This window comes from Arthrobacter sp. FW306-06-A (assembly GCF_021870055.1).
GTDB lineage: Bacteria > Actinomycetota > Actinomycetes > Actinomycetales > Micrococcaceae > Arthrobacter.
This window is the reverse complement of the sequence record NZ_CP084552.1, coordinates 1,072,281-1,099,001: the sequence shown is the minus strand read 5'-3', so window position 1 is coordinate 1,099,001 and position 26,721 is coordinate 1,072,281. Positions and strand designations below refer to the sequence as shown.

Annotated in this window: 26 protein-coding genes; 17 read left to right on the top strand and 9 right to left on the bottom strand. The window is 64.8% G+C overall.

The window, feature by feature from the left end; translation table 11 throughout:
* Positions 1-37: 37 nt before the first annotated feature.
* Complete coding sequence (locus tag LFT49_RS05230; protein WP_237429946.1) at positions 38-586, top strand: RNA polymerase sigma factor; 549 nt, start codon at positions 38-40, stop codon at positions 584-586.
* A gap of 835 nt (positions 587-1,421) precedes the next feature.
* Here LFT49_RS05230 and LFT49_RS05225 read toward each other — a convergent pair.
* On the bottom strand, positions 1,422-1,757 hold the full coding sequence (locus LFT49_RS05225) for a cupin domain-containing protein (protein WP_237429945.1): 336 nt from the start codon (positions 1,755-1,757) through the stop codon (positions 1,422-1,424).
* Positions 1,758-1,894: 137 nt separating this feature from the next.
* Here LFT49_RS05225 and LFT49_RS05220 point away from each other — a divergent pair, with 137 nt between their 5' ends.
* The 4 genes from LFT49_RS05220 to LFT49_RS05205 all read left to right on the top strand — a co-directional run bounded on the left by LFT49_RS05220 (position 1,895) and on the right by LFT49_RS05205 (position 4,429).
* Entirely contained in the window at positions 1,895-2,302 is a 408-nt protein-coding gene (locus tag LFT49_RS05220) for a DUF1304 family protein (protein ID WP_236801284.1), read from the top strand.
* A 72-nt stretch (positions 2,303-2,374) separates the two neighbouring features.
* The gene (locus LFT49_RS05215; RefSeq protein ID WP_237429944.1) at positions 2,375-3,283 is read left to right on the top strand and encodes a mechanosensitive ion channel family protein; all 909 of its coding nucleotides are present in this window, start codon (positions 2,375-2,377) and stop codon (positions 3,281-3,283) included.
* Positions 3,223-3,621, top strand: coding sequence for a hypothetical protein (locus LFT49_RS05210; RefSeq protein ID WP_237429943.1), 399 nt, complete (start codon positions 3,223-3,225; stop codon positions 3,619-3,621). The genes LFT49_RS05215 and LFT49_RS05210 overlap by 61 nt, the downstream gene beginning before the upstream one ends.
* A 55-nt stretch (positions 3,622-3,676) precedes the next feature.
* Positions 3,677-4,429, top strand: coding sequence for an ArsR/SmtB family transcription factor (locus LFT49_RS05205; RefSeq protein WP_236821390.1), 753 nt, complete (start codon positions 3,677-3,679; stop codon positions 4,427-4,429).
* A gap of 82 nt (positions 4,430-4,511) precedes the next feature.
* Here LFT49_RS05205 and LFT49_RS05200 read toward each other — a convergent pair whose 3' ends face one another.
* Both LFT49_RS05200 and LFT49_RS05195 read right to left on the bottom strand, forming a co-directional pair.
* Positions 4,512-5,858, bottom strand: coding sequence for an alpha-L-fucosidase (locus tag LFT49_RS05200; RefSeq protein ID WP_237429942.1), 1,347 nt, complete (start codon positions 5,856-5,858; stop codon positions 4,512-4,514).
* A complete protein-coding gene (locus LFT49_RS05195; RefSeq protein ID WP_237429941.1) occupies positions 5,851-6,666 on the bottom strand; it encodes a FadR/GntR family transcriptional regulator in 816 nt (271 codons plus the stop codon). Before LFT49_RS05195 ends, LFT49_RS05200 begins: the two co-directional genes overlap by 8 nt.
* A gap of 131 nt (positions 6,667-6,797) precedes the next feature.
* Here LFT49_RS05195 and LFT49_RS05190 point away from each other — a divergent pair, with 131 nt between their 5' ends.
* The 8 genes from LFT49_RS05190 to LFT49_RS05155 all read left to right on the top strand — a co-directional run bounded on the left by LFT49_RS05190 (position 6,798) and on the right by LFT49_RS05155 (position 14,166).
* On the top strand, positions 6,798-8,183 hold the full coding sequence (locus LFT49_RS05190; RefSeq protein WP_237429940.1) for an L-fuconate dehydratase: 1,386 nt from the start codon (positions 6,798-6,800) through the stop codon (positions 8,181-8,183).
* A complete protein-coding gene (locus LFT49_RS05185; protein ID WP_237429939.1) occupies positions 8,180-8,608 on the top strand; it encodes an RbsD/FucU family protein in 429 nt (142 codons plus the stop codon). Before LFT49_RS05190 ends, LFT49_RS05185 begins: the two co-directional genes overlap by 4 nt.
* 20 nt (positions 8,609-8,628) lie before the next feature.
* Positions 8,629-9,501, top strand: coding sequence for an amidohydrolase family protein (locus LFT49_RS05180; protein ID WP_237429938.1), 873 nt, complete (start codon positions 8,629-8,631; stop codon positions 9,499-9,501).
* Position 9,502: 1 nt separating this feature from the next.
* Positions 9,503-10,474, top strand: a complete 972-nt coding sequence (locus LFT49_RS05175; RefSeq protein ID WP_237429937.1) for an aldo/keto reductase — start codon at positions 9,503-9,505, stop codon at positions 10,472-10,474.
* A 37-nt stretch (positions 10,475-10,511) separates the two neighbouring features.
* Positions 10,512-11,357 carry a fumarylacetoacetate hydrolase family protein gene (locus LFT49_RS05170; RefSeq protein ID WP_236801277.1) on the top strand — a complete coding sequence of 282 codons (846 nt, stop codon included), beginning with the start codon at positions 10,512-10,514 and terminating at the stop codon, positions 11,355-11,357.
* A gap of 18 nt (positions 11,358-11,375) precedes the next feature.
* Positions 11,376-12,134 (top strand): SDR family NAD(P)-dependent oxidoreductase, encoded by a 759-nt coding sequence (locus LFT49_RS05165; RefSeq protein ID WP_236801276.1) that lies wholly within the window; start codon positions 11,376-11,378, stop codon positions 12,132-12,134.
* A gap of 54 nt (positions 12,135-12,188) precedes the next feature.
* Positions 12,189-13,484, top strand: coding sequence for a hemolysin family protein (locus LFT49_RS05160; RefSeq protein ID WP_236801275.1), 1,296 nt, complete (start codon positions 12,189-12,191; stop codon positions 13,482-13,484).
* Between the two features lie 241 nt (positions 13,485-13,725).
* Positions 13,726-14,166 carry a hypothetical protein gene (locus LFT49_RS05155; RefSeq protein ID WP_236801274.1) on the top strand — a complete coding sequence of 147 codons (441 nt, stop codon included), beginning with the start codon at positions 13,726-13,728 and terminating at the stop codon, positions 14,164-14,166.
* A 66-nt stretch (positions 14,167-14,232) separates the two neighbouring features.
* On the opposite strand, the gene LFT49_RS05150 is transcribed toward LFT49_RS05155, so the two are convergent.
* A complete protein-coding gene (locus LFT49_RS05150) occupies positions 14,233-14,976 on the bottom strand; it encodes a dienelactone hydrolase family protein (protein ID WP_237429936.1) in 744 nt (247 codons plus the stop codon).
* 278 nt (positions 14,977-15,254) lie between these two features.
* Here LFT49_RS05150 and LFT49_RS05145 point away from each other — a divergent pair, with 278 nt between their 5' ends.
* Positions 15,255-16,343, top strand: coding sequence for an IS110 family transposase (locus tag LFT49_RS05145; RefSeq protein WP_141160439.1), 1,089 nt, complete (start codon positions 15,255-15,257; stop codon positions 16,341-16,343).
* A 1,038-nt stretch (positions 16,344-17,381) separates the two neighbouring features.
* On the opposite strand, the gene LFT49_RS05140 is transcribed toward LFT49_RS05145, so the two are convergent.
* The 5 genes from LFT49_RS05140 to fdhA all read right to left on the bottom strand — a co-directional run bounded on the left by LFT49_RS05140 (position 17,382) and on the right by fdhA (position 22,254).
* Entirely contained in the window at positions 17,382-17,771 is a 390-nt protein-coding gene (locus LFT49_RS05140) for a hypothetical protein (protein ID WP_141160440.1), read from the bottom strand.
* Between the two features lie 172 nt (positions 17,772-17,943).
* On the bottom strand, positions 17,944-19,305 hold the full coding sequence (locus tag LFT49_RS05135) for an MFS transporter (RefSeq protein ID WP_236801272.1): 1,362 nt from the start codon (positions 19,303-19,305) through the stop codon (positions 17,944-17,946).
* Positions 19,306-19,373: 68 nt separating this feature from the next.
* Complete coding sequence (locus LFT49_RS05130; protein WP_236801271.1) at positions 19,374-20,324, bottom strand: serine hydrolase; 951 nt, start codon at positions 20,322-20,324, stop codon at positions 19,374-19,376.
* A 260-nt stretch (positions 20,325-20,584) separates the two neighbouring features.
* Complete coding sequence (locus tag LFT49_RS05125) at positions 20,585-20,938, bottom strand: GNAT family N-acetyltransferase (RefSeq protein WP_237429935.1); 354 nt, start codon at positions 20,936-20,938, stop codon at positions 20,585-20,587.
* 104 nt (positions 20,939-21,042) lie between these two features.
* On the bottom strand, positions 21,043-22,254 hold the full coding sequence (gene fdhA / locus LFT49_RS05120) for a formaldehyde dehydrogenase, glutathione-independent (RefSeq protein ID WP_236801269.1): 1,212 nt from the start codon (positions 22,252-22,254) through the stop codon (positions 21,043-21,045).
* Positions 22,255-22,556: 302 nt separating this feature from the next.
* Between fdhA and LFT49_RS05115 the strand changes: the two genes are divergently transcribed.
* The 3 genes from LFT49_RS05115 to LFT49_RS05105 all read left to right on the top strand — a co-directional run bounded on the left by LFT49_RS05115 (position 22,557) and on the right by LFT49_RS05105 (position 26,708).
* A complete protein-coding gene (locus LFT49_RS05115) occupies positions 22,557-23,531 on the top strand; it encodes an aldo/keto reductase (RefSeq protein ID WP_236801268.1) in 975 nt (324 codons plus the stop codon).
* A 197-nt stretch (positions 23,532-23,728) separates the two neighbouring features.
* Entirely contained in the window at positions 23,729-25,465 is a 1,737-nt protein-coding gene (locus LFT49_RS05110; protein WP_237429934.1) for a RecQ family ATP-dependent DNA helicase, read from the top strand.
* 37 nt (positions 25,466-25,502) lie between these two features.
* Complete coding sequence (locus tag LFT49_RS05105; protein WP_236801266.1) at positions 25,503-26,708, top strand: TerC family protein; 1,206 nt, start codon at positions 25,503-25,505, stop codon at positions 26,706-26,708.
* Positions 26,709-26,721 lie beyond the last annotated feature (13 nt).

The following is a 26,721-nucleotide window of genomic DNA, read 5'->3' as shown; positions in this document are numbered from 1 at the left end:
GGCGATTGCTGCAAGCGAATCTGCCGCAGGGGGGCGGATGCAGAGGATTGAGCACGAGGCAGAGCGGACCGGCCAGACGGACGAAAGCCGTTTCTGTGCTGCCTACCGTGAATTTTCACCCGGGGTGCTCAGCTACCTCCGTGCCCGCGGCGTCGAGGATCCCGAGGGCCTGACCCAGGAGGTCTTCCTTGCCCTCTATCCGCAGCTCGGCGATGTCCACGGCGGGGTGAAGGGAGTCAAATCCCTGGTCTTCTCCATCGCGCACGCACGCTATGTGGACGAGCACCGGCGGAGGCTCAAAGCGCCCCAGACCACCGATTACGACCCCGCCCAGGACCCGCGGTGCAGCAGCTCGGCAGAAGATGAACTTCTGGCGGTGGAAAACTCAGGCAACGTCAAAGCACTGCTAAACGATTTGCAGCAGGACCAGCAGGAGGTGATTGCGCTGAGGATCGTGGCTGACCTTTCGGTGGAAACGACGGCGGAAATCATGGGCAAGACACCGGGGGCCATCAAACAACTGCAGCGCCGGGCGCTCTGCCGGCTGCGCAAGCTCCGCACCTCATTACGGGAGGACCGGTCATGACAGGGAAAGAGCACTCAAGGCAGGAACGCAGGCTGGATGACGAACGCGCTGTCCAGGAACTGCTGGAAGAGGCTGGCCTCACCGACGATCCGTATCTCCGGGATGTGCTGCTTCAGGTCCGGGAGCTCAAGGTTTCCGATGTCCCCGCGCCGTCCCCACGGCTCATGGCACTACTGGCTGCGTCGGAAACGACAGGCGTGGTCCGCCTGGAAACTGGCAAGCTCCGAAAGAAAAAGCGGGTGGTGCTCACCACGCTGGCGGTGGCCGCGTCGTTTGGTATCGCGGGCGGCGCCGCGGCGGGAGACGGGGATCTCCGGCGTGGAGCTGAGGGAAGCATCAGCACCGTATTGGGGTGGTTCACCCCACCGTCGCCCGCCGCTCCCTTGCCCGTTCCGGGACCGGAACCGGAGGCAACCAGCCCGCCACCCGCCGTCGTACGTGTTTTCCCGCAAGCCCCTACGCCCAGCACTCCGCCCGTTTACGTGCCTGGCCAGGCACCGGAAACTTACCCTTCGCAGGCGGGACCCGGGGAGGTTGAAGGGCCAGCCGACCCGGCTGCAACCGGCCAACCCGACCCCGGCGCCCAGGAGGCCGTTCCCCTGCCCGGTGTGGCAAAAGGCCCTGCCAAGGGACCGGCGTCAGACGCGCCGGGACCACCAGCACAACCTCCAGCAGCAGGAGAGCCGGGAGCCGCGAGGCCGGATCCCCCTGGCCGGGCAGCAAGCGGAGGACCGGCTGGAGGCAACACCGTGGACAAGCCGGCCCCAGCCGCCGGACCCGGAAATAAACGGGCTCCAGCGCGCTAACAGCACGTGGTGGGAGCTGCCGGACCGGGTCAGTCGCGGTACTTTGCCACCGTGAACAGGAAGGTGCAGTCCTCTTCGGCGTGCAGGCTGTGCAGGCCGGGCGGGACAATCAGCAGGTCGCCGGTCTTGCCCTGCCAGGACTCCCCGGAGGCCTTGAGGCTCACGCAGCCCTGGATCACGAAGACCGTGGCGTCCCCGGGGTTCTGGTGCTCGCTGAGCTGTGTTCCGGCTTTCATGGCCATGACGGTCTGCCGGAGGATCTTCTCATGCCCGCCGTAGACGGTGTCAGCAGCACGGCCGTTGGTGGAGGCGAGAGCAGCCTCGAGCTGCTGCCGGGCCAGCGCGTCGATCGATATCTTCTGCATGCGCCCAAGGGTACCCGCGTTCTTCCCGAAGGGGACTCGGTTGGGGCCCCTGCGGTCGGCACCGCTGAGCGGCAGTGCCCGGCAATCCCCTTCCGTGGGGATGGAGCAACAGCGGCGCCGCTCCTAATCTTCGAAGCATGAACACCGCAGCACAGATCTTCGCGGTACTCGCCGCACTCATCTATATCTTCGTGTTTCCGGTGGAGAGCTTCCTTCTTCGACGCAGCCGGTGGGCGCAGAAGTTCCTGAGCACACCGCCCGAGAATGTGTCCGCCGTGATGATGTGGGCCATTCCCACCGGGTACAAAAACCTGGTGATCGCGCTGGGCGTCATCGCCGGGGTGGTCGCCGCCAACTCGGGCCAGCTCGTGGTGGGTTACACACTGGTGGCCTACTGCTGCGCCAACATGGTCCTCACCGCGCCCACCATGCTGCTGGCAGACCTCCAGGGGCATTACCCCAGGAAGTGGGAGAGCGTTCCGGGGACCCTCGCCGCCACGGTTCCAGCCCTGCTGGCCCTGCTCCTCCTGCCCCTGGGGCCCTAGCGGCGGCAGTGGACACGCCACGGCAGTCCCCCGATTTCGACGGCCCGGCAACGGCTTGATAAACGTTAAGAGATGCTAGATGTCCTGAACCCCGCCCTGCCCTTTATCGCCGTGGCCTTGGCGGTGCTGGCCGGACTCGCACTGTCCTGGCTGCTCCGCAAGGTGGTCCTCCGCCTGAACCGGAAACGGCCTGAGCTGCAGGCCACCTCCCGGGTGGCCCGCCAGCCGCTGCGGCTGGCGCTGTGCCTTGTGGGCGTCCGCACTGCGCTGGGCCTGACGGTGGGAAGCGAAAGCTGGCACGCCGCCGTCGACCATTTCCTGCTGATTGCCCTCATCGGTGCCCTCGCCTGGCTGGTCATTGCGGTGCTGCTGATCGTTGAGGCCGTGGTGCTGAACCGGCACAGCGTGGACGTGGCGGACAACCGGCGGGCGCGGCGGCTTCGCACGCAGATGATCCTGGCCCGCCGGATTGCCGTGGCGCTGGTGGTGGTGCTCGCCCTCGGCAGTACCATGCTGACCTTCCCCGCCATCCAGGCGCTCGGTGCCGGACTGCTGGCATCCGCCGGCGTGATCTCCATCGTCGCCGGCCTGGCCGCACAGACGTCCCTGGTGAACGTCTTCGCCGGTATGCAGCTGGCCTTCACCGACGCCATCCGCGTGGACGACGTGGTGGTGGTGCAGAAGGAATGGGGCCGGATCGAGGAAATCACGCTCACCTACGTGGTGGTGCATCTTTGGGATGACCGCCGGCTGATCCTGCCCTCGACCTACTTCACCACCACGCCGTTCGAGAACTGGACCCGCCGCCAGTCCGAGGTGATGGGAACCGTGGAGTTCGACCTCGACTGGCTCCCCCCGTGGAGGACATGCGCACCGAGCTTCGCCGGGCCCTGGCCGGCACCGAGCTGTGGGACGAACGCGTGGGAGTCCTGCAGATTACCGATGCCACCGGCGGGTTCGTCCGCGTCCGGATCCTGGTGAGCGCCGGGGACAGCGCCGCGCTCTTCGACCTGCGCTGCCTGGTGCGCGAAACCATGGTCACCTTCCTCCAGCAGAACCACCCGGAGGCCCTGCCGCACCAGCGCTGGGAGCAGGCAGCGGACAGGAATCCAGCGGACGACGGCGGCACGGGCAACCGGCGCCGGTCACCACTGCGCGGGCTGGGGTCCCCCGCTGCCGCGGGTTCCCGCGCAGCCGATCCGCACGAGTCGCAGCTGTTCACCGGTTCCATTGAGGCGGTGGAGCGGTCGCGCGCCTTCTCCGGACCGGGTGAGGAGGTCTTCGAGGAGCGCGACAGGAACCTGGCCTCCCGAAACTGAGTTCGCCTCGAAAAACCCTTGATAGGTGACCAATTGGTCACCTATCATTGCTGCCATGGACGACGTGTTCAAGGCACTCTCCGACCCCACCCGCCGGGACCTGCTCGATGAGCTGTTCCGCGAGGACGGCCAGACCCTGAGCGCACTTGAGGCACGGTTCGACATGACCCGGTTCGGGATCGCCAAGCACCTCCGCATCCTGGAGGACGCCGGGCTTGTGGTGACCCGTCGTCGCGGACGGGAGAAGCTGCACTTCCTGAATCCGGTTCCCATCCGGCTGGTCCACGACCGCTGGGTCAGCAAATATGCAGAACCATGGGCCGCTGCCCTCAGCGACCTCAAATCCAGATTGGAAAGTCCCATGGAAAAGATCTTTGAGATTTACATCAAGACCACGCCCGAACGGCTCTGGGAAGCCATCACGGACAGCGACATCCGCAGCAAGTACCAGTTCGGCAACACCCTTGAGGCCGACTGGTCCCCCGGCGGCCGGTTTGTCATGGGCAACCCGAAGGCAGGGGCAGCGCTGGGCGAAGGCGAGAACCTTGAGGTGGACCCGCCCCGCCGACTGGTCCAGACCATGCGGGCGCTATGGGGCGAGGACGTTAAGGCTGAGGGCACGTCCAAAATCACCTGGGAAATCGAGCCGGTGGGCGATTCCTGCCACCTCACCGTCACCCACAGCGACTTGCGAGAAGGCGCCAACGAACAGCTCTACGGCGGTTGGCCGATGATCCTGTCCGGCCTGAAGACGTGGCTGGAGACCGGCGAGAAGCTCACCACGCCCGGCTCGCTGATGTACACGTAAAAGGCACGGGCATACGTGGAAGGCGCGACGGCGGCGGCCGCCCCGAGGTGGGACGGCCGCCGTCGTGGAGGTACTTCCGGGACTACGTCCGGGGAATGCGGACGATGGCAGGGCCGGGCCGGTCGGGTGACAGGGTGACTTTGAGTCCATCTGCAGCGGCCTCGACAGTTCCGCCGGGCCCCTCCACCGATGCCCGCGCCACGTCGAACCCGCCCGCGTCCAGCTTCAAGGCGGCTTCCGTTCCGTCGTCCAGCGAGTCAACGAAGGCCACCACCTCCGTTCCGCGGTCCACCCAGCGGATCCAGGAGTCACCGCCGCTTGCCCCCGGACCGTCCTGAAGCGGGCGGGCCCCCACGAGGTACTGCTTGGCGGTGGCCATCCACTTTCCGAGGTCGGTCAGGGCATTGCGCTGGATTTCGGGGATGGTGCCGTCAGCCCGCGGACCGACATTCAACAGGAAGTGGCCGCCACGGGATACGACGTCCGTCAGGTGGCGGGCCAACTGTTGGCCCGTCAACGACTGCTCCGGGCCTTCCACCTGGTTGTAGCCGAAGGAGAATCCGATGCCCCTGCAGTTCTCCCACTCGGATTCGGACTCGTTTTCCCTGGCGGCTTCGTACTCGCTGGTGCCGTAATCCTGGTGGGTAGCGCCCCAACGGTCGTTGACGACCCCGTCCGGAACAGCGGAGTAGAAGTGCTCAAACAGCGTTCCCAGCCCATGCTCGCCAAAGTGCTTGCCGGCGTCGGGCCATTCAATGTCGTTCCACAGGACGTGGGGACGGTACTTGTCCACCAGGTCCACTACGTGGTTGTAGGCGTACTCCGCGTAGCCGGCGTCCTTGGGGCGGGACGTATCGTGGACGCTTTCGCTGGTGGTGTGCGGCGGGAAGGGGCGCACGTGCCAGTCCAGGCCACCGGAGTAGTACAGGCCCAGCTTCAGCCCCTTGTCCTCCACGGCACGGGCAATCTCGCCGATCAGGTCCTTGCGGGGACCACGGTGGACCGTGTTCCGCTCCCCCGTGCCCGGGGCGTCCCAGAGGGCAATGCCATCGTGGTGCTTCGTGGTGGGAACCACGTAATCAGCTCCGGCGGATTTGAACAGCTCCACCCAGTCCGCCGGATCGAACTGTTCGGCCTTCCACTGGTCCAGGAAGGCGTCATAGTCCTCGCCCCCAAACTCTTCCTGGTGGTGCTGCTGGGCAGGGCTGCCGTGAATGCGGATGGTGTTGTAGTACCACTCGGCGTAAGGGTTGTGCTTGAACCACTCGTGATCATCTATGGTGCCAAGGGCGCCGATCGGCTCCGCCCAGGCGGGGACGGAGTAGGCGCCCCAGTGAATGAAGATGCCGAAGGGGGAATTCTGGAACCACTCCGGGACTGGCCGGGATAGGTTGTCCCACTCTTCAGGCGTGGCCGTGCTGTCAGTCATTTTTCACTCCAACTCTTGGTGTGCTGTGGACATTCGTCGTGACGGCAGGATTCTGGAGTTCGCGGTCCGGGATGGCCGTGACGTAGTCCTCCACGGCATACAGATGGTTAGCCATTCTGGTCCGGGCACGGTCAGCATCGTGCCGCCTCAGTGCTTCCAAAATGCCCAGATGCTCGCCATGGGTAGTCCGCAGTCCGGCAGCATCATGGATTGACCGCCACATCCGTCCGCGGACTGTCGTGGTGGAGACCGTTTCAATTAGGGCGGACAGCACATGGTTCCTGGATGACTCCGCGATCAGCCGATGAAACTCAAGATCGCATTGCATGGCTACGTCATGATCGACGGGTTTGGCATGAATGGCGGCGTGTGCCCGATCCAGGATGTGCCCAGCCTGCTCCAGTTGCTGCTCGGTAATGGAAACGGCGGCTGCAGCAGCGGCCTCGGTCTCAAGCGCGCGTCGCACTGTATGCACCTGGTTGGCCCGTTCTCCATCCTGTAGGCCCACCCAGAATTCCAGGGCGGACAGTAGGGCAGAGGGCTCCAGGGTGGTGACGAAAGTACCGGCACCCTGTCTGGTTTCCAGGATCCCCATGGTGGACAGGGCACGGACCCCTTCACGCAGGGACCCACGAGACACCTGCAACTCCGCAGCAAGGTCTTTTTCAACGGGCAGCCGGTCCCCCGGCCGCAGCCGACCGGAAGAGAGCATGTGCTTTACACCGGTGATCACGACGTCGGTTTGCGACATAGGGCCGCCGGACACGAGGTCCACTGCCCCGACGCCTCCTGCGGATCTATCATTCATACACTTTCATCCGATCTATTGGTTGGAAAACCGGGCTGCGTCCTATAGTGTCACGGAAAAGACCAAAATTCATCAGATGTAAAGGTGACCGCGGGGAAGTCACCTGGACTTTCTGGACCGGAGGGAATCGCTTGCCAAAGATCACCGGATTCGATGTGTTTGACGTACGGTTTCCCACGTCGCTGTCGGCGGACGGCTCGGATGCCATGAACCATGATGCCGACTATTCCGCCGCCTACATCGTGCTGAGGACAGACGACCCCACACTGTACGGCTGCGGGTTCACGTTCACCATCGGCCGCGGCAACGAAATCTGCGCCGCCGCCATCGAACTGAGGGCCCGGCTCCTCATGGGACGTGACGCCGACCAGATCGGACTCCACCTCGGGGAGACATACCGGGAGCTCAAGCGCGATTCCCAGCTGCGCTGGCTGGGACCAGACAAGGGCGTGGAGCATCTGGCCCTCGGCGCAGTGATGAACGCCGTCTGGGACCTCGCTGCACGACAGGCAGGGAAGCCCCTGTGGCGGTTCCTGGCGGACATGACCCCGGAGCAAATTGTTGACGCCGCCGACCTGAGCTACCTTTCGGACGCCCTCACCCGGGAAGAAGCGCTGGGCCTCTTGACGCGCCTTGCCCCCACCAGGGACGAGCGCCTCCGGCAACTGACTGAAACCGGCTACCCCTGCTACACCACGTCCGCCGGCTGGCTGGGCTACTCCGACGAGAAGCTCCGACGGCTGTGCCAGGAGGCTGTGGACCAGGGCTACCGCCACATCAAGCTCAAAGTGGGCGCATCCGTGGAGGATGACATCCGCCGCCTCGCAATTGCACGGGAGGTGATCGGTCCCGACGCCAACCTGATGATCGATGCGAACCAGGTGTGGGATGTTCCGCAGGCTATCGACTGGGTGAAGCAACTGGCCGAATTCAGCCCCCTGTGGATCGAGGAGCCAACCAGTCCCGATGATGTCCTGGGGCACGCCGAGATCCGCAGGGCTGTACAGCCCATCGGAGTGGCCACGGGCGAACACGGCATGAACCGCGTGCTCTTCAAGCAGCTCTTCCAGGCCGGCGCGATTGACTACTGCCAGCTCGATGCCTGTCGGCTCGCCAGTGTAAACGAAGTACTCGCAGTCCAGCTGATGGCGGCCAAGTTCGGCATTCCGGTGTGCCCGCACGCCGGCGGGGTGGGTCTGTGTGAGCTGGTCCAGCACCTCTCAATCTTCGACTTCATCGCGGTGTCAGGTGACCTGACGGGGCGGGTGACCGAGTTCGTCGATCATCTGCATGAGCATTTCGTGGACCCGTGCATCATCAAGGACGGCGCCTACGTGATGCCGGCAAATCCTGGATATTCGGCCGAACTCAAGCAGGAGACGCTGCAGGAATATGCCTTTCCCTATGGCAGCTACTGGTCAGGAACCCACAGCGGCCAGGCGGAACAGGCCTGGCGGGCGGGCAACCAACCCGGCCAGGTTGCCTTCGCAAGTGCACGGCTTGGGGCGCAGGCATGATCAACTACACCCTGACCCATCCGGGACTGCTGGCCGCTCTCGCGAAATCCGGCCACGGCTCGCAGATCCTTGTTGCCGACGCCAACTACCCGCACAACACCGGAGCAGCCGCATCGGCCCGTCGCATTGCCCTGAACCTGCGGCCCGGCCTGCTGACGATTGACCAGATCCTCGAAGTCCTGGTCGACGCCGTCCCCCTGGAGGCCGCGGCAGTGATGACCCCGCCGGACGGAAACTGGACGGAGGCCGTCAAGGGCTACGAACGGACGTTGGGCACGGAAGTCCCCATCACGTCCCATCAGCGCTTCGAGTTCTATGACGCCGCACGCTCGCCCAACGTCGCCGTCGTCATTGCCAGCGGCGACACCCGGCACTACGCCAATCTGCTGCTCACCATCGGCGTGCGGCCCGACGGCACGGCCTGATGAAGGTGCCTTCACTGCAGGTGGTTGACTCACACGTCCACGTCTGGGATCCGGCCGTGCTGGACTACGCCTGGCTGGCCGAGGCTCCGGCCCTGAACAAGCCTTTCCTGCCGACGGATCTTCCGTACGACGGTTACAACACGCGGGGCGCCGTCTTCGTGCAGGCCGACTGCCGTGATGACCAGGCACTGAAGGAAGTGGACTGGGTGTCGGGCATTCGGACGGACTGGCCCCAGCTGGCCGGGATCGTGGCGTTTGCCCCCATCAGCAAGGGCGAAGCCGTGGAGAAGGACCTTGGCCAACTTCTGGAACGGCCCCTGGTCCGCGGCGTGCGGCAGCTGTTCCAGGACCGGGACGAACCCTTTATGCTGCACCCTGACACCTTGGCGGGAGCACGGCAGGTTGCCGGCGCCGGGCTGGTTTTCGACGCGTGTGTCCGCTGGTGGCAGCTTGCAGCGCTGGCCGAATTCGCCCGCCGCGTGCCCGGCCTCGCGATCGTGCTGGACCACATGGGCAAGCCGCCCATTGCCAGCGGAGAGCTCACCGCCTGGCGCAACGGCATGCAGGAGCTGGCCCGGTGCGGCAACGTCGTCGTCAAAATCTCCGGTGCCGGCGCAGAAGCTGACCCGGAGCGTGCCCTGGCTCCCCAGGCACTGCCGTTCATCCAGGAAACGCTGGCTCTCTTCGGGGCGGAGCGCTGCATGGTCGGCAGCGACTTCCCTGTCTCCCTGTCACACCCCGGTGCTTACCTTGACTGGATCACCACGGTGGAGCACGCGATGGCGGGCGCGTCGGAGGGCGAACGCAGCAAGGTTGCGCAGGAGACCGCAGTCTGCGTCTACAGGCTGGAAACGGCAGCAGAACAGGCAAGCCCAGAAGAGGAGAAGGACTGACATGCGCGCAGAAACCCGCACCATTCCCGGTACTGACGTCCAGCTGCCGGTGCTCGGCTTCGGCGGGGCACCGATCGGCAATCTCTACCGGGAGGTACCCGAACAGGAAGCGGTCGACGCCGTCACCGCGGCTTGGGAGGGCGGGGTGCGCTATTTCGACACCGCGCCGCACTACGGGCTGGGACTTTCCGAACGGCGCCTGGGTGCCGCGCTGGCAGGGAAGGACCGCGACAGCTATGTGCTCAGCACGAAGATTGGGCGGCTGCTGCGGCCCAACCCGTCGCCCCGAGGCAAGGACACGGAGGGCTTCGACGTGCCTGACAATGTCCACCGGGTCCGCGATTACTCACGGGACGGAGTGCTGCGCTCTATAGAGGAAAGCCTGCAACGGCTGGGCACCGACCGGATCGACATCGTTTACATCCATGACCCGGACGACTACTGGACCGAGGCCGTTGAAGGCGCGGCCCCGGCCCTGTCCGCGCTCCGCGACGAAGGGGTGATCGGCGCCTGGGGTGCCGGCATGAACCAGTCCGAAATGCTCCACCGGTTCGTCACCGAGACGGACATCGATGTGATCATGCTTGCCGGAAGGTACACACTGCTGGAGCAAGGCGCGGCACGGGACCTGCTCCCGGCGTGCGTGGAACGCGGCGTCGGCGTGGTGAATGTCGGCGTCTTCAATTCCGGGCTGCTGTCCAAGGAACGCCCAGCCGCCAACGCCACCTACAACTACGCACCTGCCCCGCAGGAACTGCTGGACAGGGCGAACCTGCTGGCGGACATCTGCGAATCGCACGGGACCACCCTGCCGGCGGCCGCCCTCCACTACCCGTACCAGCACCCCGCCGTGACAAGCGTCGTCCTTGGCATGCGGACGCCGGCGCAGGTGAAGCAAAACCTGGACCTCGCCGCCCAAAGCGTCCCGACAGAGTTGTGGGCTGACCTGCGCGAGCGCGGACTGATCGCCTGAAAGCACAATCACGTACTACCGAGAAAAGAAGAAACGAATGCAATTTGCGCGCATAGGTGCCACCGGCAAGGAAACCCCTGCCGTGCTCCACGACAAGAAGTACTACTCCCTGGAGCGCGTGACGCGCGACATCGACGCCGACTTCTGGGAATCCGATGGGCCAGGACGGGCGGCAGCAGCACTGGCCGCCGGTGAACTGGCGGAACTCGCCGTTGACGGAGCCCGGATCGGTGCCCCGATCGCCAGGCCGTCCTCGGTGATCTGTGTGGGCATGAACTACGCAGCCCACGCCGCGGAGTCCGGCTCCGCACCCCCTTCGGTCCCCATCATCTTCCACAAGGCCCCCAACACCGTGGCCGGGCCGTTCGATGCGGTGGCCATTCCACGCGGTTCCACCAAGACCGACTGGGAAGTGGAACTTGGCGTGGTCATCGGGCGGCGCGCCTCCTACCTGGACTCCCCCTCCCAGGCCCTCGACTACATCGCGGGCTTCGTCACCGTCAACGACCTGTCGGAGCGGACGTTCCAGCTGGAGGTATCCGGCGGCCAGTGGTCCAAGGGAAAGAGCTGCGCGGGTTTTTGCCCCACGGGCCCTTACCTGGTGACCCCCGACGAGGTGGATGCCCGCGACCTGCGGCTTCGCAGCTGGGTGAACGGCGAAATCCGCCAGGACTCCTCCACCCGCGACCTGATCTTCGGCGTGGAGCAGGTGATCTATGACCTCAGCCAGTTCCTGGTCCTGGAGCCGGGGGACCTCATCTGCACCGGCACCCCGGAGGGAGTGGCCCTGTCCGGACGTTTCCCTTACCTAAAGGCTGGGGACGTCGTCGAACTTGAAGTGGCTGGACTGGGCCGCCAGCGCCAGGAATTCTTCCAGGGCTAATCACGAAAGGACCAAACAATGGAGTTTGCGGGAATCAAGGCAATCGTCACCGGCGGAGCGTCGGGGATCGGGGCCGCCACAGCCAAACTGCTCCAGGAGCGCGGGGCTGAGGTCGCGGTACTGGACCTTAACCCTGACCACGCACCGGCGGGAGTCAAAGCCATCCACTGCGACGTCTCCGACGACGCCTCCGTCCGCCGGGCCATCGAAGAGGCTGCGGAGCAGCTTGGCGGGATCGACGTCGTGGCCAACAATGCCGGGGTGGGTGCCCAGGGCACCATCGAGGACAACGACGACGACGAGTGGCACCGGGTGTTCGACATTAACGTGCTGGGCATGGCCCGCGTGTCAAGGGCTGCCCTGCCGCACCTGCGCCGGTCCAGCCACGCGGCGATCGTCAACACCTGCTCTGTTGCAGCCACCGCCGGGCTCCCCCAGCGGGCCCTCTACAGCGCAACCAAGGGGGCCGTGTTGTCACTCACCCTGGCCATGGCCGCCGACCACCTGCAGGAGGGCATCCGGGTCAACTGCGTGAACCCGGGGACTGCGGACACTCCGTGGATCGGACGGCTCCTCGCCAGCGCACCGGATCCCGCCGCGGAACGGGCGGCGCTGGAAGCACGCCAGCCGCACGGCCGGCTGGTCTCCCCGGAGGAAGTCGCGGGAGCTGTGGTCTACCTTGCCAGCCCGCTCTCCGGGTCCACCACCGGAGTTGACCTGGCAGTGGACGGAGGGATGCAGGCACTTCGGCTTCGGCCCCGCCCTGCCGTTTCCTGAGCAGCACGGCAACAGGCACGCGCCACCGGGCCCGTAGCTCGGTAAGGTCGTGTCATGGACAGCGGTGCCCTGGTCAATATCGCGTTGGTTCTCGGTTTCGTGTTGCTGGGCGGGGTATTCGCCGCGGCGGAGATGGCCCTGGTGTCCCTGCGCGAAAGCCAGGTGCGCCGCATCGAAAAGTCGGGCGACACCGGGGCCCGGACAGCAGCCCTGGCCCGCAACCCCAACCGGTTCCTCTCCACGGTCCAGATCGGGGTGACCCTGTCCGGGTTCTTCTCGGCAGCCTACGGCGCCTCGGCGATCGCACCCGGCGTCGTCCCCCTCCTGGAAGCCCTGGGACTGGGTGCGGCGGCCGGGCCCGTGTCCTTCATCGGCATGACCCTGCTGGTGGCCTACCTGTCCCTGGTGCTGGGCGAACTGGCGCCCAAACGGCTGGCGCTGCAAAGCCCCGTCGCCTTCACCAGGGTCCTGGCCCCGCCGCTCATCAGCCTTTCAAGGATCATGCGGCCCGCCATCTGGCTCCTGTCCGTCTCCACCGACGCCGCCGTCCGGCTCTTCGGCGGGGACCCACGCGCCAAGCGGCCGGGCATCACTTCCGAGGAACTGTGGGACATGGTGGCAGAGAACGAAATGCTCGAAGAGAGCAGCCGGCGCATCCTGGCCGACGTGTTCGGTGCCGGAGACCGCACCCTGCAGGAGGTGATGCGTCCCCGCACGGAGGTCATCTTCATCGACGGCGCCATGACCATCGCCGATGCCCGCAAAATGGTACGCGACGGCCCCTATTCCCGATTCCCGGTCATTGGCAGCAGTCCCGACGACGTCCTGGGCTTTGTGCACATCCGCGATTTGATGCCGGGCGGCGAAGTGCAGGACCAGGCGCCGGTGCGCGACATCGTCCGGGAGATCCTTGCCATGCCGGGGACCAACCGGGTACTGCCGTCGCTGTCCCGGATGCGCAGGACGAACCAGCACATCGTGCTGGTGGTGGACGAATACGGCGGCACGGACGGCGTGGTGACGCTCGAAGACCTGGTGGAGGAACTGGTCGGCGAAATTTACGACGAGTACGACACCGGCGCAGAGCATGAGGACCGCGTCAGCATGGCCAACGGCACCATCGACGTGGACGGGGGCCTGATCCTCCAGGAGTTCACCGCGGCGTCCGGCATTGCCCTGCCGGAGGGCCACTACGAGACAGTGGCCGGGTTCATGATGGACCGACTGGGCCGCCTCCCCACTGCAGGCGACAGGGTCCAGATCCCCGGCTACGTCCTGACGGTCCTCAGCATGGACCGGCTGCGGATAGCCCGGGTCCGCGTCACGCCAACCCCAAACCAGTCCGGCTGACTGGTTGAAAGGAGTACGACGGCGGCCCAAAGGTTTTTGCTCCCAGCGGCCCGGGGTGGCTCCGCCGCTCCTAAGCCGCACCGGCTCCCTCATGGGACCAATGGCCCTACGGCCGGGAGCGGGCGGCACCCACAGTTAAGGGGCGGCTGGCCGTTGGGGCCAGGAGCGGCTGGGGGCCTGTTTCCGCTGCACCATCGGGGCACAGGGCACGTGCTCCCTTACCCCGGCAGGACACATGGCCATGTTCACGAAACGTACCACCCTCATCGGCGCCGCCCTGGCCCTTGGCGCTGCGGCCTTCGCAGCCCCCGCGCAGGCCGCGGGCAGCAACGGCGCGGACGTCACCAAGTTCAACGAGTGCACGGTCTACGGCAGCTACCAGGACTGCCGCACTGGGACCGCGCTCACCCACCAGGTTTCGACCCGCAGCGGCATCCAGTCCACCTCGTCCGCCAGCAACTACACGGACACCCTGACCGCCACCAACGGCGGAACTGTTCTCACCGCCATCAGGACCCAGACGCACTCGCACACACTCGTACGGGACGGGCAGCTCATCGAGAGGGGCCAGCACTACCGGGAGCAGACCACGGACGGTAGCCGGCAGTGCTGGGAACGGGAGGACTCCCACCAGACAGGTGACAAGGTCCAATACGACCGTGAGGCACACCACTGCCACTGATCCGGGTTTCGGCAAACCCTGCTGGTAGGGCTCGTGGCCGGGCGTCAGCGCAAGCAGCCGCCGCTCCTACTCCTCCAGGCTCCGCTCCAGGAAAGCGAGCGTGCGGGTCCAGGAGTCGGCGGCGGCTTCCGCGTTGTAGGTGTATTTGTTGGTGTCGTTGAAGAAGGCGTGGCCGGCGCCCGGGTACACCACCGCTTCGAAGTCCACCCCGGCTGCCCGCATCCGTACTTTCAGCCCGGGCAGCTCCTCCATGAGGGCTGCATCCTGCTGCCCGTAAAAGGCCAGGACGGGGCAGTTGATCGCGCGCAGCTCTGCGTCCTTGAATTCGGCGTGCCCGTAGAAGGGGACGGCGGCGCGCAGCCGGGGTTCGGCAACGGCCAACGAGAACGTGTACGTCCCACCCAGGCAGAAGCCCGTTGCGGCGACGCGGCCGGTCAGTCCGGCCACGCCTTCCAGGTGGTCGAAACACACGTGCAGCGCAGCGACGGCGTGCTTGGCGTACTCAGGGGAACGGATGGGCGCCATGTGCTTGCGCAGGCGCGGCTGGGCATTGCTGCGTTGTTGGGGATCAAAGGCGGCCTCCTGCAGTTCCCCGCTGAGATCCGGCACACCCCCGGCTCCGGACAGCAGGTCCGGGGCGACCGCCAGGTAGCCTTCCGCAGCAAAACGGTCTGCCACGTCCCTGGTGTGCCCCACCAGGCCCCACACTTCGTGGACCACCACCAGCCCGCCCTTGGGCGTCCCGGCCGGTTCACTGACGTACGCCTGGACCGAGGTTTCGGCGTTGCCAAGAGTCATCATGTTTCCCATGGGCTGTAAGTCTTTACCCGGTTGCTCAGTGAGCGGCTGGCAGGCTGGTGCTGTGGCCGGGCTGGGGTGTGACTCACCCATGGGTTTGCCTCCGAGCTCAGTATTTCGGAGTGCGCTTTCTTGGATATGTCCGCCCTGGCCGGGCCCAGCATCGGTTGTGTCTACAGCGCTGGCCTGATTAGAAGCATGCCCACCCGTGCACCGGGTGTGGCCCATTACAGACCTGCCACGCCGTAACCCACCGACGCGTTTCCATTCTCGGAACTCAGGAGGAAAAGATGATTGTGGCAGAGCACTTCGGTTTCGTCGTCGGCATCGATACCCACGCCAAAACGCATACATTCGCCATCATCGAAACCGGCAGCGGTGGAGAAGTCGCGAACGAAACATTCCCGGCCACCGCAGCCGCAGGCAGTCGCGCACTGTCCTGGGTCCTGCGCCGCACCGAAGCTTCTCCTGGACAGGTTCTACTCTCTATGGAGGGAACGGGTTCGTACGGTGCCAAACTCCGGCAGCAGGCCACAGACGCCGGATTTCAAGTCACCGAAGCGCCCGTCCCGAACCAACGGCTCGGGAGATATCAGGGAAAATCCGATTCCATCGACGCAGCGCGGGCAGCACGAGGGACGCTGAGCATACCTATGGACCGCCTCCGAGAACCCCGGTCCGGGCAGAACCACATGGCACTACGGATCCTCTCCAACGCACGCCGCACCATGGCACGAGAACGCACCGCAGCCATCAACGCACTCACGGCTCTCCTACGCGTCGTAGACCTCGGCATGGACGCCCGGAAACCATTGACCGTCACCCAGACCCGTACCATCGCAGGATGGCGGGAAAGAGACGAAGAATTCGGAGTCCAAACCTGCCGCCGCGAAGCAATACGCCTCGCAAAGCAGATCCTCACACTGCAGGAGCAAATGACCAGGAATCACGCAGAACTTGAGATCCTTGTGAAGCAAGTCCAGCCGTGTCTCCTCGATGTCTACGGCGTTGGTCCGGTCCTGGCCGCAATCATCCTCACAGCCTGGTCACACACCGGAAGAGTGCGCTCCGAAGCCGCATTCGCAGCTCTTGCCGGCACCTGCCCGGTCCCGGCCTCATCAGGCGGCACCACACGATTCCGACTAAACCGCAGCGGCGACCGCCAACTCAACAAAGCGATCTACACTATCGCCCTCATCAGAATGAACCGGGACCCTGCCACCAGAGGTTACGTGACGAAGCGAACAAGCCAAGGCAGAACTAAGAAGGAAATCATCCGAAGCCTCAAGCGCTACATAACGCGGCAAATCTATCGAACCCTAAATGCCGCACAGGAATCCTTACCTGCAGCGGGATGCCCGCGGCAGGGAGTCTCTTAGATCTGCTAAAGGTCTAAAAGAAAAGGGGTCCTCGCCGCTTTCCTGAGTTGTGTCCGTCTCGACTTGAAGCCGGCGGCTTAGCCTTCGAAGCGACCGCAGCTGCAAGCCCAACGAAAGCGGCGATCAGCAGTAGATTAAAAAGTAATTCAGTAACCTCCGAACCGCGACCAAGCGCCACCAATGTGACTATAATAAAGATGACGCCACATGCAAGGCAGGAAAGACATAGAATCTTCGCCCAAACAGGCAAAAGGTTAATTCGACTTAGCATTTCTCCCCCTATTTAGTAAATAGATCTTAGCCCCCAATGGACGAGAAATCTAGGTTTACCTGGGACTGTCCGCGGGTTTGTCGCACATCGGACTGGCCCAAGTTCTCCACTCCCCTAGCCGCGGAAAGGGCTGACAGAAGCCAAGTTGGGAGCCACGCGGCAGGCGGCCCCCAACCATGGATCCTCCTCGGGCTACGTCATCCGGAACTGCAGGTAATACTCTCCGAAGGCACCGCCCACATGGGTACAGGGCGTGACGATCACCGCGTAATTGTTGAGCAACTGCTGGTACCGATCCTGACAATTGCGCTCGGCCCTGAATCTTTCGGTTTGGAGAACCCCTACCACATCAGGGGAAGGCGAAGCGGCGCTGGCGACTGCCATACCGGAGAACGCGGACCCTCCTATAATCGTGACTATGGCAGCGCCGCGCGTGATTGCATTTCTCGTGATTCCCCCCAGGGTTGTTCACCGATATGGCAATGAGTTTTTGTCCGTAAGACTTCTCCGTCAAAAAATGAGACCTATATCGGAGCCCTTTGAAGGGTTTGTCCTGCGAAGTGATAAAAGCCTATCGGTAGAACACCTTAAGTCAAGAGGGATTTCGTCCCTTTTCTTGGCATTTCGGGATTGTTATTGAGCAAGGAACTTCGCCTCGTGGTCGGTCTGCCCTCGCCGTGTTCGATCTGAATACTTTGGAATGCGAGCCTGGTTTCCCCCGCGCAGGGCTGCTTGATCACCTGCCGATATCTAGAGGCCAGGCCCCACTAACCTTGTCCTCGTTGCCACCGCCAAGCGTGCCAGAACATGAGTGCGATAACGGTAGTGACGCCGATGAAGACACTTTGCGGTGCGAAGGTGAAGAGGATGTCGGCCATACTGACCCGCTGGGTCATGCTCACCTCCAAAGAGCCATTCAGAAGTGCCAACAATCCGCCCAGGATCAATACTCCTGACAACGCCCACAGGATGATGATGAAAGGATTTTTTGTCCGGGGCGAAGGCCCGATCTCTTCGGCCGCTGCCGCGGTCATGGTCGCCGGTACCGTACCGTCCCCATTGCTCACCTCACGGAAACCAATGCCTTCATGCTGCCCGCTTCCCAAGCCCGTCCCCCTATTGTTTGGCCGCAGTTCCTTTGACTGCTCGAAGCCCAAGCCTAGCTCCACAGGATGCACGGGGTGCTGGGCGCACGTTCCGGTCCTTCCCCTGCGCGTTGGGACTCCTCGGATGGAATCCAGCCGCTGCTTGACGAATATAGAAGCATCCCAGCATGGCACCCTCCCCCGGGCGCTTCCTAGGGGCCCCGGCCCCTTCCCAGGGATAGGGCTACGCCTTCTGCTGCCGCCAGAACACGGAGATCCCGAACGTCAGGGCGCAGAGCACCAGCATGGCCAGCACCATTCGCATCCAACTCTCCTGGTGCACCCCGCCGGCGGCGAACACGCCGATCATCACCGTGGCGGTAATCGCGCCCACGTAGCGGCAGGTCTGGTAGATGCCGGCAGCGACGCCGCGGTCCTGGGGCCGGGTGGATAGGAACATGCCCTGGTTGGAGGCGATGCTCACGGTGCCGTAGGGCACGCCCATCAGCGCGGTCAGGACCACCACGAACGGGATCGCCAGTGTCCCGGTCAGCAGCCACATCAGCGCCGCCACCACGGTCAAAAGGACGACGCCGGCCAGCAGCACCCGCCGAACCCCGAACCTTCCCATCGCGGAGACGGCCCACGGGGTGGCGATCACGGACATGCCCGCCAGCGGCAACATCAGCAGGCCCACGACGCCGGGATCGTAGCCGCCGGCTTCCTGCAGCAGCTGGGGCAGGCCGAAGAAGACAAAGTAGTAGACGCTGCTGAACACGGCGAAGGCCAGGTAGATCAGCATCAAAGGCCGGTTCCGGCCCAGCAGCCGCAGGTCCAGGAACGGCTTGGCAAAGCGCAACTCCCGCCAGGCAAACAGTGCCGCGAGGACGGTTCCGGCGGCCAGCATCAGCCAGCGATAGTCCGGCGCCACGTTCAGTGCCGCCATCATGACCAGCAGCAGGGCACCGATGAAGCCAGCGATGCCGGGAACGTCCGAGTCCCGCACCAGCTCTGCCACGCTGCCGTGCTCCCGGACCTTGTCGGGTGGCGCGGCCTTCCGCACGATCAGCAGCGCTGCCAGTGCCAGCGGAACGTTGATGAGGAACAGCGATTCCCAGCCCACGAAGCCCACCAGCAGGCCGCCGACGACCGGACCCACCGCGGCTGCGGACGTGTTGGCCATTTGCAGCCGGCCCAGCGGACGTGCCGTATCAACCTTTGCCTCGTGGGCCAGCGCCCCCACCATCACCACGGCGCTGGGATAGGCCGTGGCGGTGCCCAGCGCCATGACCGCCCGCGCGACGCAGAGCAGCGCGAAGTTCGGGGCCAGCGGAGCCAGGGCACACGTGATAGCCACCAGCGCCATGCCCAGCATGAACATCCGGCGCGGGCCGAACCGGTCTGCCAGCCTGCCCATGACCGGCTGGCCGGCGGCGGAGGCCAGGTAGAAGGAGGTAATAACCCAGGTAACGGCAGCAACGTCGAGCCCGAAGTCCGCGCGCAGCACCACCAGGGCGACAGCGATCATGGACGAATTGAGCGGGTTCAGTGCCGTACCCAGGCTGAGGCCGGCGACGGCCAGGGCAGTCCGGGGTTTGTTGCTCACGGTAACAGTCTGGCCCACAGCGCCCGCCGGGGACGACTCGGCGGCCTCCCGGCGCGGTGTGGCGTTCGCTACTTGCCGGCCAGGCCCACCGGGAACAGCGCGTCCTCCACTGCCCGGGTCAGGTCGCGGATGACCTCCGCCTGGTCCTCATCCGCCACGCCGTCCGGGTTCTCCGTGTAGATCACCAGCGCGAATGTGGACCCGCCGTAACTGAGCAGGGCTGCGTCATGCAGTTCGCCGGACACCTCCCCGTACTTGTGGTGGACGTCCACTCCCGCCCGTGAACCAGCGGGAATGAGGTCTTCGTCATTGGTGTCCTGCATGTAGCTCAGCAACTGGTCCGTGTTGTCCTTGTCCAGCAGCTCCCCCGCGTACAGCTTCTTCAGGATCAACGCCATGTCCGCGGCGGTGAGGAGGTTTTGTTCGGGGTCATACGTGACACCGATGGAGTCCGCGTAGGCGATCAGCTGCGGGTAACCCACGGCGTCCATCAGCAGCAGCCAGGAATCGTTGTTGCTGTCATTGACCATGGCCTTGAGCTGGAAAGCGGCGTCGTAGTCGCCCATGGGTGCGTCCAGGCTGGCCTGCCCTTCCTCCACCAGGTGGTAAAAGGCGGCGGCGGTCAGGATCTTCGCCGTGCTGGCTGCCGTGAAGGTGCTTTGATCCCCGAATGTCCGTTCTGCGCCGCCGGACACGTCGGCGAGCGCCAGCCCGATCCTGTATTCGTCCGCTTCACTGAGGATGTTGTCCACGCTGTCCTGCAACGAGGGCGGGGCTGCCGCCACCGGCGCCGCGGGCACGGCCGGCGGGGTGGGGAGCACTGCACCCGACCGCGGTTCCGACCGGACCACCGCCAGGGTGATGGTGCCGACGATCACCAGGACCACGATGAGCGCCAGGATCAGCAGCCGTCGGTTGCCCTGGGCCTTGCTGGAACCGGGCTTGCCGGGACCGGGTTTGCGCGGTGCGGGCGGCGGAGCATCGCGGCCTGGTGTGGGCACCAAGGGGTGCTCGGACATACAAGGGCTCCTGTCCCGCCTCGATAAATACAAACAACGTCAGCGCGGCCATGAGCCGCGCTGACGTTGCCGATTAAATCACCGGAGGTTGGGAGCTTCCTGAAGGCCTGCAGGTGTTCCGCGCCACCTTGCTGAGACCCAGAGGAATCCTCAGCGACGGGCGAAATCCATGTCGACGCGCCAGTTACTCTGCGCGCACCAAATTGTGGGCGCGCCAGGGAAGATGCGCGTCGATTGCGGCTTTGCGCGCCGAAATCCGGCTATCCGCGGGTGCGGGCAGCGAGCGCTGTCTCCAGGAACTCCAGGTGCGCCGGGGTAACCGCAGCCACGCTGCCCAGGTATTCAGGGTGCTTGGCCAGGAACTTCTTGATGAACGGGCACACGGGAACGACGGCGATGCCCGACTCCACGGTGCTGTCCAGGGCAGCCGTGGCCAGGCGGCCGGCCAGTCCCTGCCCGCCGTATTCCTCGTTGACCACCGTGTGGTAGAAAATCCGCTGCGGCGACTCCCCGCCGTCGTACTCCTTGTACGCCGCCTTGCCAATGACGTTGCCGGCGTCCAGGAGCTCGAAGCGCTCGCGCTCGGGGCTGTGGCGGATGGTGATGTCGCTCAAGGGAACTCCTTTGTTTGCGGGTGGTGCTGCCCGTGCAAAGCCTAACCCTGCACGGGCAGCACCTATTTCCGCAAGCGGTGTTCCCTGAAGGCACTACCGCCGGATCAGCTCAAGTAGCCGTTCGGATTGAGGACGTACTTGGTGGCTGCGCCGGCGTCGAACTCTGCGTAGCCCCTGGGTGCATCCTCCAGCGGGATCGCCTTCGCGTTGACGTTCTTGGCGATGTTGACCTTGTCATTCAGGATGGCCATCATCAGCTGACGGTTGTACTTCATCACCGGGCACTGGCCCGTGGTGAAGCTCAGCGACTTCGCCCAGCCGGTGCCGAGGCTCAGGCTCAGGGAGCCCTTCTTGGCTGCCTCGTCGATGCCGCCCGGATCGCCCGTGACGTACAGGCCGGGAATGCCCAGCGCACCGCCCGCCGCCGTGATGTCCATCAGGGTGTTCAGCACGGTTGCAGGTGCTTCCTGCGCGCCCTTGCCATGGCCGCGGGCTTCGAAGCCCACCGCGTCAACGGCGCAGTCGACTTCCGGCACGCCCAGGATCTGTTCGATCTGGTCCTTCGGCTCGCCCTGGGTGAGGTCCACGGTTTCGCAGCCGAAGCTGCGCGCCTGTGCCAGCCGGCCCTCGTTCATGTCGCCCACAATCACGACGGCGGCGCCCAGCAGGTGTGCGCTGGTGGCCGCTGCGAGGCCCACTGGACCAGCGCCGGCGATGTACACGGTGGAGCCAACGCCCACCCCGGCCGTGGTTGCACCATGGAACCCGGTGGGGAAGATGTCCGAGAGCATGGCCAGGTCCATGATTTTCTCCATGGCACGGTCCTTGTCCGGGAACTTCAGCAGGTTCCAGTCCGCGTAGGGCACCAGGACGTAGTTGGCCTGGCCGCCCACCCAGCCGCCCATGTCCACGTAGCCGTAGGCGCTGCCCGGGCGGTCCGGGTTCACGTTCAGGCAGATGCCGGTTTTGCGTTCCTTGCAGTTCCGGCAGCGGCCGCAGGCGATGTTGAACGGCACCGAGCACAGGTCGCCCACCTTGATGAACTCGACGTCCCGGCCCACTTCCACCACTTCGCCAGTGATTTCATGGCCGAGCACCAGATTGGGCGGGGCCGTGGTGCGGCCGCGGACCATGTGCTGGTCCGAGCCGCAGATGTTGGTGGCCACCGTCTTCAGGATCACCCCGTGGTTCACCGGGCGTCCCACGTTCGCGGGGTTGACCCCTGGCCCGTCCTTGAGCTCGAACGTTGGGTAGTCAATGTCGATTACTTCTACCTTGCCCGCTTCTTTGTAGGCAACGGCTTTGTTCCCTGTCATCTATCACTCCTATAGTCAGGCGTCCGGTGGGACGGCCATGATCTGGGTAGGTGGGACACCCCTCGGGGAAACAGCCCTGGCCCGTTGGTGCTTACTGATCCTTGGCGTGGTCAGATACCGGTTCCCGGGTGGGGATTCGCCCAGTCTAGGCACGGCCCCCTAACCGGTCTAGGGGTAGGAAGCCTCTTGTTTACCGGAGTATTCACAGGGGAAGTGCCTATAGTGGCCTTCGCTGCACCAACCGGCCTCCAAGAACGCCGGCTGGCCGGTTCCCAAGCAAGTTCCACCTTGAGGAGAACGGCATGAAAACACGCACCATTGGACAACTGACAGTTTCCGCCCTGGGCCTTGGCTGCATGGGCATGAGCGAGTTCTACGGCGACGGCGACGAGCAGGAATCGATCGCCACCATCCACGAGTTCCTGGACGCCGGCGGGTCGCTGCTGGACACCGCCGACATGTACGGCCCCTTCACCAACGAAAAGCTGGTGGGCCGTGCCATCGCCGGGCGCCGCGAAAGTGTTGTGCTGGCCACCAAATTCGGCAATGAGCGCCGCGAGGACGGCTCGTGGGTGGGCATCAACGGCCGCCCCGAATACGTCCGGGCAGCATGCGATGCCAGCCTCCAGCGGCTGGGGGTGGACCACATCGACCTCTATTACCAGCACCGGGTGGACAAGACCGTTCCCATCGAGGACACGGTGGGCGCCATGGCGGAACTGGTCCAGGCCGGAAAGGTCCGGCACCTGGGCTTGTCCGAAGCGTCGGCAGAGACCATCCGCCGGGCCCACGCGGTGCACCCCATCACGGCACTGCAAACCGAGTATTCACTGTGGGAGCGTGAGCCGGAGACCAAGGTCTTTCCCGTGCTCGCGGAGCTCGGCATCGGTTTCGTCCCCTACAGCCCGTTGGGCCGCGGCTTCCTCACGGGGCAGATCCGCAGCGTGGATGACTTTGCCGAGGACGACTTCCGCAAACACTCCCCGCGCTTCCAGGGCGAAAACTTCACCCGCAACCTGGAGCTGGTGGACCGGGTCAAGGAGCTGGCCGACCGGAAGGGCTGTACACCGGGCCAGCTTGCGCTCGCCTGGCTGCTGGCGCAGGGCGAGCACGTGGTCCCGATCCCCGGCACGAAGAAACGGGAACGGTTGCGCGAAAACCTTGGCGCCGTGGACGTCGAACTTGGTGTGGAGGACCTCCAGTTGCTGGACCAACTGGCGCCCGCAGGGGCAACGGCCGGTGCCCGCTACCCGAACATGTCCACCATCGACACGTAACCATCCAGGACCCCGCTGCTGGCGGCCCGGACCCGCATCCCCTTTGAAGGCCGGCAACGATTATGCGGGTCCGGGCCGCCCACACTGGAAGGGCGCCACTGGCGGGAATTTACGACGGCGGGGCGGGGCTGGCGTAGGGTGGTTGCTACGGCTGAAGCAAGCGGCCGCTCTCTCTTCTTGCCTGCGGAGCCCGTTTCATGTCCGACAAACCTGCCCTCCGGGCCCTTGCTGAATCAGCCTTCTCCCTCCCCCACCTCCGGGACGGCCAATTGACCGGCATGGCGGCCCTCGTGGACGGCCGCGATGTCCTGGCTGTGATGCCCACCGGCTACGGGAAATCCGCGATCTACCAGGTCGCGGCACTGCACCTGCACCAGCAGACCGGACGTCCCGCCGTCGTGGTTTCACCGCTGATTGCCCTACAGGAAGACCAGCTGGACGGGCTGTCCCAAGATCTGGGCACCGATGCGGCAGTGGCAATCAACTCCTCGCACAGCGACGCCGACGTCGAAGCTTCGTGGAACGCCGTTGAGGACGGCAAGGCCGTGTTCGTGTTCCTTGCCCCGGAGCAGCTGGCTAAACAATCAACTGTGGACCGGATCAAGGCCCTGGACATTTCGCTGTTCGTGGTGGACGAAGCGCATTGTGTTTCGTCCTGGGGCCATGACTTCCGACCGGACTACCTTGCCCTGGGCAATGTCCGCGAGCAACTGGGTAACCCGCCCGTGGCAGCCCTGACCGCCACGGCTTCCCCGCCGGTGCGGGACGAGATCGTGGAGAGGCTGGGGATGAAGGACCCGCTGGTCCTGGTCCGCGGCTTCGACCGGCCCAACATCCGCCTTGACGTTGTCCGGCACCACGAGGACAAGGGCAAGCGCAAAGCGGTGCTGGAGGAGGTTGCGGACCTGGCCAGGAAAGGACAGGGGCTGCTGTACGCCGCCACCCGCAAGGACACGGAGAAGTACGCCGCCAAGCTGGCCAAGGAGGGGCTCCGCGCCGAGGCCTACCACGCGGGCCGTTCGGCCGGGGACCGCGAACACATCCACGAGCTGTTCCTGGACGACAAGCTGGACGTGGTGGTGGCCACCACTGCCTTCGGGATGGGTATCGACAAACCGAACGTCCGCTTTGTGGTCCACGCCGACATCCCGGAATCGCTGGATTCCTACTACCAGGAGATCGGCCGGGCAGGCAGGGACGGCGAGCCTGCCTCCGCCGTCCTGCACTACCGCTCTGAGGACCTGGGGCTGCGCAAATTCTTCGGCACCCACTCCCCCGACCCCGACTCCCTCCTCGCGGTGCTGAAGGCACTCAAGGCTGCGCACGCCGCCACGCCAAAGTCCTCCCTCGCGGAGCTGACGGGGTTCAAGCCCCGCCGCGTCACGGGCCTGGTGAACCAGCTGGAGGAGATCGGTGCGGTGGCTGTTGGCAAGCGCGGCGTCCGGCTGACGTCCAAAGCCAAGCTGCCCACCTTGGTGAGTGACGCCGTCGAACTCGCCGAAGCCCGCCAGCGGGTGGACCAGTCCCGCCTCACCATGATGCGCGCGTACGCGGAGACGGACGGCTGCCGCCGGCAGTTCCTGCTGGGCTACTTCGGCGAGGACCTGCCCGAGCCCTGCGGCAACTGTGACGGCTGCGCTGCCGCTGCCGCCGCTCCCGTTGACGCAGCGAAGGAAGGCAAGCCGGACAAGAAGCAGGCGAACAAGAAGGCCGGCAGGAAACAGCAGGGCGCAGCGTCCGACGGCGGCGCACCGGCTTCCGGTGCCGGCGATGAGCCGTTCCCGCTCCAGTCAGCAGTGGTCCACAAGGAATGGGGGCCAGGCCTGGTCATGCGGCACGAGGACGATGTGATCACCGTGCTCTTCGAGCAGGAAGGGTACAAGACCCTGTCCCGGTCCGCCGTCGTGGAAAACCAACTCCTGAAGCCCGCTTAGGTAGGCTGGGGGGACCCTCCAACGAAAGGCCCCCCGCGTGGAAGTACCTGCGTTTGCCTGGACCCTGACCATTGCGGGAATCGTGGGGCTGCTGGCCTTCGACTTCTTCTTCCACGTCCGGAAGGCCCACACCCCCACTATCAAGGAATCGGCCACCTGGTCGGCGATCTATGTGGGAATTGCCGTGCTGTTCGGGCTGGGGGTACTGCTGTTTGGCGGCCCCGACATGGGCACCGAGTACTTTGCCGGCTATGTCACGGAGAAGGCGTTGTCCGTGGACAACCTCTTCGTTTTCCTCATCATCATGGCCAGCTTCAAAGTACCGCGGGCCGACCAGCAAAAGGTGCTGCTGTTCGGCATTGTGTTCTCCCTGATCGCGCGCACGGCGTTCATCTTCCTGGGTGCGGCACTGATCAACAGCTTCGCCTGGGTGTTCTACATCTTCGGGCTCATCCTGCTGGTAACTGCGGGCAACCTGCTCAAGCCGGACAGCCACGACGACGACGACTCCGAAGGCCTGGTGGTCCGGCTCGCCCGGAAGTTCCTGCCGGCGTCGCAGCACTACGACGGCGACAAGCTCTTCACTGTGGAGAACGGCAAGCGGGTCCTGACTCCGATGCTCTTGGTGATGGTGGCCATCGGCGGCACGGACATCCTGTTCGCCCTGGACTCCATTCCGGCGATCTTCGGCCTCACCCAGAACGTGTTCGTCGTCTTCACCGCCACGGCGTTCTCGCTGATGGGCCTGCGCCAACTGTTCTTCCTGATCGACGGCCTGCTGGACCGGCTGATCTTCCTCTCCTACGGGCTGGCGGTCATCCTCGGCTTTATTGGCGTGAAGCTCATCCTGCACGCCCTGCACGAAAACACCCTCCCGTTCATCAACGACGGCGAACACGTCAACGTGGTGGAAGTCAGCACCGGAGTCTCCCTGGGCGTCATCCTGGGTGTCCTGGTGGTGACCATCCTCGCGTCCATCTTCAGCCCCAAGGGCAAGGCCAAGAACGCCGTATCCGGGGCCAGGCGGCACGCCACCGAATACCTGGACCTCAATTACGAAACAGACATGGCCGAACGCGACAAGATCTTCGCCAGGATGTGCCGGGAGGAGACCCAGATCCGCAAGCTCCCGGAAAAGTACAAGCGCCTGGTCCGCAACGAGACCGAGTTCATGGACTTGATCCGCAAGGCCCACGCGGAACATGACAAGGCCCAGGTCCGGGCAGCCGCAGCTGAAAGCTGACCTGCCGGCTTTT